The 12,252-nt window shown below is 64.0% G+C and carries 13 protein-coding genes; 5 read left to right on the plus strand and 8 right to left on the minus strand.

The genetic code is table 11. From position 1 onward, the window contains the following. A complete protein-coding gene (locus tag ACFPPB_RS09395) occupies window positions 1-345 on the minus strand; it encodes a hypothetical protein (protein ID WP_377326500.1) in 345 nt (114 codons plus the stop codon). A 320-nt stretch (window positions 346-665) separates the two neighbouring features. After that, window positions 666-1,250, minus strand: coding sequence for an FMN-dependent NADH-azoreductase (locus ACFPPB_RS09400; RefSeq protein ID WP_377326501.1), 585 nt, complete (start codon window positions 1,248-1,250; stop codon window positions 666-668). Window positions 1,251-1,362: 112 nt separating this feature from the next. On the opposite strand from ACFPPB_RS09400, the gene ACFPPB_RS09405 reads away from it, so the two are divergent. The 3 genes from ACFPPB_RS09405 (at window position 1,363) to ACFPPB_RS09415 (ending at window position 4,373) form a co-directional block, all read left to right on the plus strand. Further along, entirely contained in the window at window positions 1,363-2,337 is a 975-nt protein-coding gene (locus ACFPPB_RS09405; protein WP_377326502.1) for a LysR substrate-binding domain-containing protein, read from the plus strand. Between the two features lie 90 nt (window positions 2,338-2,427). After that, entirely contained in the window at window positions 2,428-3,570 is a 1,143-nt protein-coding gene (locus ACFPPB_RS09410) for a pyridoxal phosphate-dependent aminotransferase (RefSeq protein WP_377326503.1), read from the plus strand. 2 nt (window positions 3,571-3,572) lie between these two features. Then, window positions 3,573-4,373 carry an amidohydrolase gene (locus ACFPPB_RS09415; RefSeq protein ID WP_377326504.1) on the plus strand — a complete coding sequence of 267 codons (801 nt, stop codon included), beginning with the start codon at window positions 3,573-3,575 and terminating at the stop codon, window positions 4,371-4,373. 120 nt (window positions 4,374-4,493) lie between these two features. On the opposite strand, the gene arsC is transcribed toward ACFPPB_RS09415, so the two are convergent. Genes arsC through ACFPPB_RS09440 form a run of 5 tightly spaced genes read right to left on the minus strand, consistent with a single transcriptional unit; the run spans window position 4,494 to window position 8,553 of the window. Beyond that, the gene (gene arsC / locus ACFPPB_RS09420) at window positions 4,494-4,838 is read right to left on the minus strand and encodes an arsenate reductase (glutaredoxin) (RefSeq protein ID WP_377326505.1); all 345 of its coding nucleotides are present in this window, start codon (window positions 4,836-4,838) and stop codon (window positions 4,494-4,496) included. A gap of 31 nt (window positions 4,839-4,869) precedes the next feature. Then, the gene (locus ACFPPB_RS09425; RefSeq protein WP_377326506.1) at window positions 4,870-6,453 is read right to left on the minus strand and encodes a pseudouridine synthase; all 1,584 of its coding nucleotides are present in this window, start codon (window positions 6,451-6,453) and stop codon (window positions 4,870-4,872) included. Next, window positions 6,450-7,337, minus strand: coding sequence for an SMC-Scp complex subunit ScpB (scpB, locus tag ACFPPB_RS09430; RefSeq protein WP_377326507.1), 888 nt, complete (start codon window positions 7,335-7,337; stop codon window positions 6,450-6,452). The genes ACFPPB_RS09425 and scpB overlap by 4 nt, the downstream gene beginning before the upstream one ends. Window positions 7,338-7,387: 50 nt before the next feature. Further along, window positions 7,388-8,320 carry a segregation and condensation protein A gene (locus ACFPPB_RS09435; protein ID WP_377326508.1) on the minus strand — a complete coding sequence of 311 codons (933 nt, stop codon included), beginning with the start codon at window positions 8,318-8,320 and terminating at the stop codon, window positions 7,388-7,390. 23 nt (window positions 8,321-8,343) lie between these two features. Beyond that, window positions 8,344-8,553, minus strand: coding sequence for a hypothetical protein (locus tag ACFPPB_RS09440; protein WP_377326509.1), 210 nt, complete (start codon window positions 8,551-8,553; stop codon window positions 8,344-8,346). Between the two features lie 766 nt (window positions 8,554-9,319). Between ACFPPB_RS09440 and ACFPPB_RS09445 the strand changes: the two genes are divergently transcribed. Further along, a complete protein-coding gene (locus ACFPPB_RS09445) occupies window positions 9,320-9,682 on the plus strand; it encodes a PilZ domain-containing protein (RefSeq protein ID WP_377326516.1) in 363 nt (120 codons plus the stop codon). Window positions 9,683-9,761: 79 nt separating this feature from the next. Here ACFPPB_RS09445 and ACFPPB_RS09450 read toward each other — a convergent pair whose 3' ends face one another. Beyond that, on the minus strand, window positions 9,762-11,441 hold the full coding sequence (locus ACFPPB_RS09450) for an AMP-binding protein (RefSeq protein WP_377326510.1): 1,680 nt from the start codon (window positions 11,439-11,441) through the stop codon (window positions 9,762-9,764). Window positions 11,442-11,585: 144 nt separating this feature from the next. Between ACFPPB_RS09450 and ACFPPB_RS09455 the strand changes: the two genes are divergently transcribed. Further along, entirely contained in the window at window positions 11,586-12,071 is a 486-nt protein-coding gene (locus ACFPPB_RS09455; RefSeq protein WP_377326511.1) for a hypothetical protein, read from the plus strand. Window positions 12,072-12,252 lie beyond the last annotated feature (181 nt).

Below are 12,252 nucleotides of genomic sequence, written 5' to 3' on the forward strand. Positions count from 1 at the left end.
TTATTCCTTGCTGATACGGCCGAACTTGCTGTTGCCGAACGAATAGTAGGGCATGGCCAAGGGCGACCCGAGCAGGCTGAGCGGCTCGGACGCGCCGGTTCCGTCGTTGTGGTTCATCGACGGGATCGTCGCGATGGCGCTGATGTCGACATCCGCCAGCAAGGCAGCGGCGCGCAATTCGGCGGCGCTGGGACGGACGTTGACCGGTGCCAGTTCGATGACTTTGGTCGCGCTGATCTTGCTGCCCATTTCTGGCTGAACGTCGACGTTGTAATTGACGACACTCAGGCTGGCGAAGGTGAAGAGGACGGCGGCGACGCTGGAGATCAGGTTGAGCGCTTTCATGACAGGCCTCCTTGGTGAACTCGTTAAGTGGTGTTGTAGTGAACTATAACACCGAGTTTTGATCCGTCAATAGGCGGCATGCGATTTCGCAACATGACTGATGGCCTATGGGGCGACCTACAGATCACGGTTTTTCGAGGTTCCCTCAGGCGAGCATCTGCGCCGTACGAGCTTGTGCCGGCGGTTTCGAGCAACCGCCGCCGCACTTACCAACGAAAAAGGCCAGCACCCTGGCTGGCCTTCGTCGTAGCTCGATTCCCGGTGATCAATCGCGGGTGCGCTCTTCCACGAATGAGGAAGGCGTTTGCGGGCGATTTGGATCAGGCGGCCTTGGCTATCAATGTATCGATGGTGCTGCGAGCCGATTTCAGCGCCTGTACCTTCTGCTCATCGCCGACTGCAATGCCTTCGGCCCGCACGAATTCCACGTTGCTGATGCCGATGAAAGCGAGTGCGGCGCGCAGGTAAGGTTCCTGGAAGTCCATCGCTGCAGCGGCCGTATCCTTGCCGTAGAAACCGCCGCGGCTGGAGGCGATGATCACTCGCTTGCCGCCGGCCAGCCCCTCGGGCCCGTTCGTCGTGTAGCGGAAAGTCTTGCCGGCGACCAGGATGCGATCGATCCATGCCTTGAGCTGGCTGGAGATGGCGAAGTTGTACATCGGCGCGCCAATCACCACCACGTCGGCGGCGAGGAATTCCTCCAGCATCTGGTTACCCAGTACAGCGGAGGGATCACCGGCATCGGTCGCCGGCGTCCAGTGTGGCAGCGGCTGGGCCGCCAGGTCGTGGTACTGGACGGTGGTGGCCGGTGTATTGCGCTGGAGCTCAGCTACGATGTCGGCGGTCAGCTGGCGCGAAACCGAGTAACCACCCAGCGCGCTGGAATCGATATGCAACAGTTTCATGATGAGGTTCCTGGTCGGGCCGGCGGACCGGCGATGCAAACAGGATATATTTGGAACAATGTGGCGATAAGTCTGGCATATTCGGACTTATCGTTCTTTATAGGAAACAATAATGACAGTATTGAGCGGAGCCTTGCAGGACCTCAATGACTTGTACTTCTTTGCCGCAGTGGTCGAGCACGGCGGGTTTTCCGCTGCGGGTCGAGCCCTGGGTGTGCCCAAATCGCGACTGAGCAAACGGGTGGCCCAGCTCGAGGAACGGCTGGGCGTGCGCCTGTTGCAGCGGACCACCCGGCGTTTCGTGGTGACCGAAGTCGGCGAACGTTTCTATGCGCATTGCCGTGCGGTGCTGGAAGAAGCGCAGGCGGCGCAGGATGCGGTGGACGAGTTGCGTGCCGAACCGCGCGGCATGGTGCGCCTCAGTTGTCCGGTGTCGCTGGCGCAGACGGTGCTGGCGTATTTGCTGCCGGATTTTATGGCGCTGTACCCGAAGATGCAGGTGCGGTTGCTGTCGGGCGATCGCCGGGTCGACGTGATCGGTGAGGGCTACGATCTGGCGATTCGCGTGCGCAACAAGCTGGACACCGACGCGAACCTGGTGGTCCGCACGTTCGGCCAGTCGCGTACCAAGCTGGTGGCCAGTCCGGCGTTGTTGAATACGCAGGGGCGGCCGACCCGGCCGGACGAACTGGCGAAGCTGCCGGCGCTGTCGATGCGCGAGCATGAGGGCGCGCAGGTGTGGGAGCTGATCGACGCTAGCGGTACGCAGGTCAACGTGGAGGTGCATGCGCGCCTGATCACTGGCGACTTTGCCGTGCTGCTGGAGTCGGCCCGTCGCGGCATGGGTGTGGCCCTGCTTCCGGAGTTCGTCTGCGCGCCGGCGATCACCCGCGGCGAACTCGAAGTGGTGCTGCCGGAATGGAGCGTGCCCGAGGGCACCATGCACTTCGTCTATCCCAGCCGGCGCGGCATGCTGCCAGGCGTGCGCGCGCTGGTCGATTTCCTGGCCGAGCGGTTGCCGGCCACCACGCTGCTGAAGCACGAGCAGTGCAAGCAGCGTCCGCTGAACGACCTGCCCAAGCCGTGATGCGCGATCGTGATGGACGGCCGTGATGCGCGCCGCATCGCCGATACGCTACGCTTGCGCCTTTATGGACATCCAAACGGCCGAATGACGATGATCGAAACCAAGCTGCCGAAAGTCGGTACCACCATCTTCAGCGTGATGAGCCAGCTGGCGCTGGAGCACAAGGCGGTCAACCTGGGGCAGGGCTTTCCCGATTTCGAACCGCCGCAAGGGCTGCGCGACGCGTTGAGCCGCGCCATGAACGAAGGCCGCAACCAGTACGCACCGATGCACGGCACGGCGGCCCTGCGCGAACAGATCGTGTTGAAAGTGGGGCAGCTGTACGGCCGCCAGCTCAACGTCGACACCGACATTACCGTCACGTCCGGCGCCACCGAAGCGATCTTCGCGGCGATTGCCGCGGTGGTGCGCGCGGGCGAGGAAGTGATCGTGTTCGATCCGGCCTACGACTGCTACGAGCCGGCGATCGAGCTGCAGGGCGCCCGCGCCGTGCATGTTCCGCTGACCGTGCCGGCGTTCGCGGTCGACTGGCAGCGCGTGCGCGGCGCGGTGACGCCGAAGACGCGGATGATCCTGATCAACAGCCCGCACAATCCGTCCGGCGCCGTGCTGTCCTCGGCCGACCTGGAGGAGCTGGCCGCGATCGTGCGCGACACCGGCATCGTGGTGCTGTCCGACGAGGTCTACGAACACATCGTGTACGACGGCGCGCAACACGAGAGCGTGTTGCGCCATCCGGAACTGGCCGAGCGCAGCATCGTGGTCTCCTCGTTCGGCAAGACCTATCACTGCACCGGCTGGAAGGTCGGCTACGCGGTGGCGCCGGCCGCGTTGTCGGCCGAGTTCCGCAAGGTGCATCAATACCTCACGTTCTGCACGTTCCATCCGGCGCAGGTGGCGTTCGGCGAATTCATGGCCAGCAACCCCGAGCACTGTCTGGACCTGCCGGCGTTCTACCAGGCCAAGCGCGATCGCTTCCGCCGCCTGCTGCAACCGTCGCGCTTCAAGCTGCTCGACGTGCCGGGCGGCTATTTCCAGCTGGTCGATTATTCGGCGATCCGTGACGAGGACGATCTCGCTTTCAGCAAGTGGCTGGTGCAGCACGGCGGCGTGGCGGCGATCCCGTTGACGCCGTTCTACGAGAACGCACCGGGTACACGCCTGCTGCGGCTGTGCTTCGCCAAGAGCGATGCCACGATGGATGCGGCAGCGGAGCGGCTATGCCGGCTCTGATCATGCATGCACTAAAGATTTCATTGGTGCAGGGCGCCACCCGCTGGCACGACGCGCCGGCCAACCGCGAGTACTACGGCGCCCTGGTGCGCCAGACAGCGGGCAGCGATCTGATCGTGCTGCCCGAAACCTTCCTGTCCGGTTTCAGCAACGACACCCACGCCAGCGCCGGAACGATGGACGGCGAAGGCGTGGCGTGGCTGCGCGCACTGGCGATCGAGATGCGCGCGGTAATCTGCGGCAGCCTGGCGATCCGCGAGAACGGCATCGTCTACAACCGTTTGCTGTGGGTGCAGCCGGACGGCGGCTTTGCCCAGTACGACAAACGTCACCTGTTCCGCATGGCCGGCGAACATACCCGTTACGGCGGCGGCAACGAGCGGCTGATCGTGGAGCTGAAGGGATGGCGGATCCTGCCGCAGGTCTGCTACGACCTGCGCTTTCCGGTGTGGCTGCGCAATCGCCGGCTCGCTTCCGCCAGCGGCGGCATGGATTACGACCTGGCCTTGTTCGTGGCGAACTGGCCGGCGCCGCGCCGGCAGCCGTGGCGCACGCTGCTGCGCGCCCGCGCGATCGAGAACCTCAGCTACGTGATCGGGGTGAACCGGGTCGGCGTGGACGGCAACGACATTCCCTATGCCGGCGACAGCGCGGTGATCGACCCGGTCGGCGAGCCACTGATCGAGCTTGGGGCACAGGAACAAGTGGTGACGCTCGCACTCGATCCCGCTCCGCTGCTGGCGCACCGCGAACGCTTCCCGGCATGGATGGATGCCGACGCGTTCTCGCTAGATCCAGGTTGACCCCAAACGACTGATATGTGTGTAGGAGCCCGCTGGCGGGCGATGCTTTTGTTTTGATTTTTCCTAATCCAACCATCAAAACAAAGGCATCGCCCGCCAGCGGGCTCCTACCAGGTGGGGTCAGAGTATCGCCAGCACCGCTTCAGGCGGCCGTCCCAGTGCAGCCTTGCCGTTGGCGACCACGATCGGCCGTTCGATCAGTTTCGGATGCGCCACCATCGCGGCTACCAGCGATGCATCGTCGAGCGCAGGATCATCCAGCCCCAGCGACTGATACTCCGCTTCGCCCGTGCGCAGCAACTGGCGGGCCGTCATGCCCAGCTGCTTCAGCAACACGCTCAGTTCGGCGGCGCTCGGCGGGTGGTCGAGATAGTCGATCACCTCGACCTCGCCGCCGCTCTGCTCCAGCAGCGCCAGCGTGGCGCGTGACTTGGAGCAGCGGTTGTTGTGGTAGATGCGCACCATCGGTCAGCGATCCGTCATGCCAAGCCGTGGCTCAGCGATTGCCCGAACGATTGCCGCCGCGACCCGGCGGACGTCCGCCCGCGGGGCCACCGTGACCTTGGGGACGTGCGCCGCTGTGCGAACGGTTGTCGCCCTGGCCCTGCGGCCGGCCCGCGCCTTGCGGCCGGTTGCCGCCCTGGCCTTGCGGACGTGCACCACCCATGCCTTGCGGCCGGGCGTTGCCGTGTGCGGGATTTCCTTGCGCACGATTGCCCTGGTTTTGACCCTGGCCTTGCGGACGACCGCCATGCGCAGGCCGCGCACCATGCGCACGGTTGCCCGTACCACCGGCAGCGCCGCGCGATTCGCCGCCGAAGCCGCTATACGGGCCGACGCCGGCAGTACGGCCTTCGCCACCCGTACGGGCGCCGAACGGCTTGTTGCCGGCCGGACGACGATTGCCTGCTGCACCGCCGCCGGCATTGCCGCGCGGTGCTCCAGGGCGACCGCCGCCATCACGGCTCTCACCGGCGAACCAGGTGCGCACCGACGGCAGCTCCTGGCCCGGCGCCACACGCCGGCCCCTGCTGCCGCCTGCATTGCGCTCGGGACGAGCGACGTTGCCGTTGACCTCCTTGCCATCGCGACGCGGCGGTTTGCGGCCGCGGGTCGGTTCCTCGCGGATGCGGTCATAGGCACGCAATTCGCGGGCCTCGTCCTGGCCGCCGGTCCACGCGCTGCTGCTGCCGCGTTCGGGGCGATATTCGGTGACGCCGCGGTTGGCGCGGCGCTGATGCAGCACCGGGCTCAGTGTCAGCACTGGCTGCGGCGCGCCGAGGCCGCTGGTCTGGCGCAGTTCCTTGACGCTCTCCGCGTCGAGCACTTCGCATTCGCCGCGGCGCAGGTTGCGCGGCAGCTCGATCTTGCCGTAGCGGATGCGCTTGAGGCGGCTGACCAGGAAGCCTTGCGAGTCCCACAGGCGGCGCACTTCGCGGTTGCGGCCTTCGCGGATGACCACGCGGAACCAGCTATGGCTGCCGCCGCGACTGATCACGGCGATCTCGTCGAAGCGCGCGGGGCCGTCTTCCAGTTCCACACCGGCCTTCAGCCGCTCGATGATCTCGTCCGGCACCTCGCCATGCACGCGGCACAGGTATTCGCGCTCGATGCCGCTCTTGGGATGCATCAGTCCATTGGCCAGTTCACCGTCGGTGGTGAGCAGCAGCAGACCGGTGGTGTTGATGTCGAGCCGGCCCACGGCGACCCAGCGCGCACCCTTCAGGCGCGGCAGCTGCTCGAACACGGTGGGGCGGCCTTCGGGGTCGTCGCGGGTGGTCAGCACGCCTTCGGGCTTGTGGTAGATCAGCACCTCGGTGTCGTCGCGGCTGTCGGTGGCGACGACGAATTGCTTGCCGTCGACCACCACCCGGTCGCCGGCGTGCACGCTCATGCCGATTTCGGCAGGGCTGCCATTCAGCTCGACTTCGCCGGACTGGATGCGCACTTCAAGCATGCGGCGCGAGCCGAGGCCGGCATTGGCCAGCACCTTGTGCAGGCGTTCTTCCAGCGCGGGTGCGTCGCTCTCGATGCGTGGTTCGCGTTTCAGGGATAAAACGGATTTCTGTGGCGCAGTCATGCGCGGTACTCCTCGGTATCTTGCTCGGCGGCGTCGGGTTCGACGTCCGCGGCGGGGTTCGCTGCCTCATCGGCAGTGGCAATCGGGTTATCGACGAGCGGGCTCGTGTCGGAGCCAGGCTCGTCGGACTCGTGGGAAGCGGCTGGCGCGTTGGCGTTGGCTGCGGTTTCGGTTTCGGTTTCGGTGTCTTCAGCATCGGCGGAGTCCGCGGATGCAGGGTGTCCGGTGTCGGGCTCGCTGTCGTCGTCGGCGGATTCCAGGATGGAATCGATCGGCCCCTCATCGTCCGGATCGATCGGCAGATCGCGCACGATGCGGGCGGGCAGGGGCTCGGGTTCGAAGCGCAGCTGCGGGTCTTCCATGTCGCGGATTTCCGACAATGGCGGCAGCTGGTCCAGCGATTTCAGGTTGAAGTAGTCGAGAAACGCACGGGTGGTGCCGAACAGTGCCGGCTTGCCGGGCACGTCGCGATAACCCACCACGCGTATCCACTCTCGCTCCTCCATCGTCTTGATGATGTTGGAAGACACCACCACGCCACGGATCTGTTCGATCTCGGGGCGGGTGATCGGCTGGCGGTAGGCGATCAGCGCCAGCGTTTCCAGCAACGCGCGCGAGTAGCGGCTGGGTTTTTCGGTCCACATCCGCGAGATCCACGGATGCACGTCCTGGCGCACCTGATAGCGGAAACCGGACGCCACTTCCTTCAGCTCGATGCCGCGGCCGGCGCAATCCTCGCCCAGCGCTTCCAGCGCCCTGGCGATCTGGCCGTGGTCGACGTCGTCGGCTTCGTTGAACAGGTCGCCCAGCTGATGGACGGCCATCGGCTGGGTGGAGGCCAGCAGGGCGGCCTCGATGATGGGTTTGAGTTGCTCGATCTGCATAACCTTGGGTTCGGATGCCGGGTTGATCGGTACCGCTCAGTGGGTGTCGTTCATTCGCCGGACGATTCGATCAGCGCCGATTCGCCTGCCTGTGCTTCGTCCGCCGGTAATTCGGCGGATTCTTCGGAGTGGCTCGCCTTCGCCTTCACGTATATCGGCGCCAGCGGCTCCTCCTGGACAATCTCGACCAGCATTTCCTTGGCCAGCTCCAGCATCGCCAGGAAGGTCACCACGATGCCGAGCCGGCCCTCGCTGATGTCGAACAGGCTCTCGAAGCGATGGAAACTGTCGTCGTCGAGCCGGCTCAGCAATTCGCCCATGCGCTGGCGCACGCTGAGCGCTTCGCGCTTGATCGCGTGGTGCCCGAACAGTTCGGCCCGGTGCATCACGTCCTTCAGCGCCAGCAGCAGCTCGGTCAGCTCCAGCGGAGGCGGCAACTTGATCAGGTTGCGCTCGCCCACCTCAGCATGCACCACCACGCTGTCGCGCTCCTGCCGTGGAAGGGCTTCGATGTCTTCCGCGGCACGCTTGAACCGCTCGTACTCCTGCAAGCGCCGCACCAGTTCGGCGCGGGGATCCTCTTCCAGCCCTTCCTCGGCCGGCGGCCGCGGCAGCAGCAGCCGCGACTTGATCTCGGCCAGGATCGCGGCCATCAGCAGGTATTCGGCGGCCAGTTCCAGCCGCATCACGTCGCGCATCAGCTCGATGTAGGTCATGTACTGCCGGGTGATCTCGGCGACCGGGATGTCCAGGATGTCCAGGTTTTGCCGGCGAATCAGGTACAGCAGCAAGTCCAACGGACCTTCGAATGCCTCCAGGATCACCTCGAGCGCATCCGGCGGTATGTACAGGTCCTGCGGCATCTGCAGCATCGGCTGACCGCGCACGATCGCCAATGGCATTTCCTGCTGTTGCGGTACCGACGCAAACGCATCCTGCGGTGCGGTGACCAGGCTCTGTGGCTCGACTGGCTCAGTGCTCATCAATGCATGTCATGGGGCCGCCTTCAGCGGCTGGCGGTGCGTTCAACACGATCGGAATCATTCACACATCGCAACCGGATATGGAATGTCCGCGCTCGGAACACGACGGTGAGGCAGTGTTCCCGGGTACTGCATTTCTTCACATCTTCAGCCGAGGTGCGGCGAGTGCCATCGTCACGGGCGAGATGAAGCCACGCGGTGGTGGTTCGATCAGGCAGGTCGCGTTCGGCCATCGCACGCCATCGCGGGTTGTCAGCCACAACAAGGGCGCAAGTCAAATGTGGCGAAGAGCAGCGCCACTGACTATTCACTGTTCGGTTCGAGAGCCATCGAATGGAAGCCATGGGCCGCCGAAAGTGCTCGGCAGACGCTGTTCATGCAGCCATGCGCGGATGAAGAGTAGCGGCTAGCGGCGGGCAAGTCCAGCAGGGACGCGCCGGGGATGGCTCGTGCGGGGGTCTCGTTTGGGAGATGCGGCGCGGTGCGGCGGCCGGTTTCAGACGGTATCCGCGGCAGGCACAATAGGCGGATCGTATCGGTCGACGCGAAAGCAGAACCGGGTCAGCCGAACGGGATGCGCGGAACTGCTGGGGCGGCATGTGACCTAATGTGACGATATGCGGCATGGCTGCGCGCGGAGAAGGCAGCGTAGCGGCCGTGGCAGCTCAGATACTTCTGTCAATCCGTGAGATATCTGGTTGATTAGGCTCGTTGGTCAGGCCTGTTACGGAAGGCCATGGCTTTCAGAAGCGAAAAACGCGCCCCAGGCTGGGCGGAATCTGCAGTGCCGCGCATGCACGGCGACCCGGGTGGCATGACGGTTGCTTAGGTATGGCTGACCATCGCAGCTAGCGAGTGCGCCAGCGGATTGCGCACACGGGCCATGCGCGGGGGATGTGCTGCAGTCGCTTGATGATGCGGCTGAAAGGTTTCAAGGTTGTTGCTGGACACCACATCGTTGCCAGCGGCAAATGTAAACGCAAACGGACGGTAGAACAGATGACGATCGGCAAAAATGGACAAGATGACGGCGCACCGGAACAGTTGCGTCCGGCGCGCATGCAGATCGAGACCACGGTGCTGATGAGCCGGCACGGCGAATCGCATCCGACCGAACTGGTCGATATATCGGCCACCGGTGCCATGTTGCGGCGTCCCCTCGGCTGGTCCGGCGAAACGGGTCAGAGCTGGGTGCTCGACATGATCTTCGGGCACGATCTGCACATACATCTGGAGGCCGTGGTCGCACGGATTTCCGATCATCACATCGGGTTTTCGTATAGCCGCATTCCCGAGGACAAACAGGTTCCGCTGTGGAATCTGCTGGGCGGTTACGCCGACATTCTCGAGTACTGGAAATAATCGCCAGGCGCTGGGCGCCTTGGCATGAAAACGCCCGCGTGCATGCGGGCGTTTTTGCTTTCGGGCGTCGGTCGGTATTTCAGGCGGAGACTTTTTTCTCGTCGCGCAGTTCGCGGCGGAGGATCTTGCCCACATTGCTCTTGGGCAGAGAATCGCGGAATTCGATGAACTTGGGCCGCTTGTAGCCGGTGAGATTCTCGCGGCAGAACTGCTTGAGCGCATCTTCCGTCAGAGTCGGGTCCTTGCGCACCACGAACAGCTTCACCACTTCGCCGGAATGCTCGTCCGGCACGCCGACCGCGGCGACCTCGAGGACGCCCGGGTGTGCCATCACCGCATCCTCGACCTCGTTCGGGTACACGTTGAAACCGGACACCAGGATCATGTCCTTCTTGCGGTCGACGATGTAGAAATAGCCGTTGGCATCCATCTTCGCGATGTCGCCGGTGTGCAGCCAGCCATCGTCGCCGAGCACCTTGACGGTTTCGTCCGGGCGCTGCCAGTAGCCCTTCATCACCTGCGGACCGCGCACCATCAGCTCGCCCACTTCGCCGGTCGGCAACGGTTGGCCTTCTTCCGACCAGATCGCCACGTCGGTGGACGGTACCGGCAGGCCGATCGAGGCGTTGTATTCCTTCAGGTCCAGCGGATTGATGCATACTGCCGGCGAGGTTTCGGTCAGCCCGTACGCCTCGGCCAGGGTGCAGCCCGTAGTCTTTTTCCAGCGTTCGGCGACGGCGCGCTGCACCGCCATGCCGCCGCCCAGGGTCAGATGCAGCTTCGAGAAATCCAGCTCGGCGAAACCCGGTGTATTGAGCAGGCCGTTGAACAGCGTGTTGACGCCGGTCAGTGCGGTGAAGCCGGACTGTTTCAGCTCCTTGACGAAGCCTGGCATGTCGCGCGGATTGGTGACCAGCCAGTTGAGGCCGCCCAGGCGGGTGAACACCAGTCCGTTAGCGCACAGCGAAAAGATGTGATACAGCGGCAGCGCGGTGATGATGACTTCTTCACCGGGCTTGGCATTTGTGCCGACCCAGGCACCGGCCTGCAGCATGTTCGCGATCATGTTGCCGTGGGTCAGCATCGCGCCCTTGGCGATGCCGGTGGTGCCGCCGGTGTACTGCAGGAAGGCGATGTCGTCGTGGCCCAGCGTTACCGGTTGCAGCGGATGCGGCGCGCCGCGCTTCAACGCATCGCGGAAACGCACGGCCTGCGGCAGGTCAAATGCCGGCACCATCTTCTTGACGTGTCTGAGCACGAGATTGATCAGCACGCCCTTCGGACCCAGCAGGTCGCCGATGCCGGTGGTGATGATGTGCTGCACATGGGTTTCCGCGACGACCTGCTGAAGCGTCGCGGCGAAGTTGTCCAGCACAACGATGGCCTTGGCGCCGGCGTCCTCCAGCTGATGCTTGAGTTCGCGCGCGGTATACATCGGGTTCGTATTGACCACGACCAGGCCGGCGCGCAACGCCCCGAACAAGGCGATCGGGTACTGCAGCACGTTCGGCATCATGATCGCGATGCGATCACCCTTGCCAAGCTTGAGTTCGCCGGTGAGATAGCCGGCGAACTGCCGGCTCATCTCGTCGATCTGGCCGTAGGTGAGCCGATGGCCAAAATTCGCGAAGGCGGGCCGCTCGCGAAAATGCTTGAACGCTTCCTCGAGCACGGCCGGTACCGAGGCATAGGTATTGACGTCGATCTGGCTGGGCACGCCTGTTGGATAGTGATCCAGCCACGGACGTTCAATGCTCATGCTTGGGTTCCCTGTGTCGATGATCGCTGATCGAGGATGGATGGACTTTGTACGGCGACGGCGTCCATCATGAATCAGCTATGTGGTTCATTTGAGCATACGCCCGCGTACAGCGGCAAGCCGCATTTGCAGCGAGTTCCGGCCATGATCCGATCGACAAAAAGCACCTGCCTGCTGACCGCTTTCACACTGCTGGCGCTGGTCTTGTCGGGCTGCTGGCACACGCCGGGCGAACAGCAGGTGCGCGAGTCGATCGCCGCGGTCGCGCAGGCCGCCGAAGCCGGTGCGGCAGGCGACGTGAGCGCGCCGCTCAGCGACGACTTCGACGGGAATGCCGGTGAGCTGGACCGGCGGGGGTTGACGAACATGGTCAGGCTCCTCGCGCTGCGCGGCGAGCACATCGGCGTGACGATGGGGCCGGTATCGATCGAACATCGCGGCGAGCGGATGGTGGCCACATTTACCGTCACGCTGACCAGCGGCGGCAAGCTGCTGCCTGACCAGCTGGGCCTCTACGAAGTCGAATCGGCGTGGCGCAAGGAAGACGGCAAGTGGCTCTGCTACACGGCGAGCTGGAAGCACGCGATGTACATGGTAGGAGCCCGCTGGCGGGCGATGCTTTTGTTTTGATTTTTCCTATCCGATCATCAAAACAAAAGCATCGCCCGCCAGCGGGCTCCTACCATTCCGTAAGAGACTTCCCGTCAATACCGCCCGCTTGATGCTCTTGCCTTGAGCTTTCAGGCTTTCGCTGGCCATCATGTTGTCCTCTGTGTTGCGTCGTGCATGTCAGTGCGTGCGGCGTTGAACG

The sequence above is a fragment of the Rhodanobacter terrae genome (genome assembly GCF_042657005.1).
In the GTDB taxonomy this organism is placed as follows: Bacteria; Pseudomonadota; Gammaproteobacteria; order Xanthomonadales; family Rhodanobacteraceae; genus Rhodanobacter; species Rhodanobacter terrae.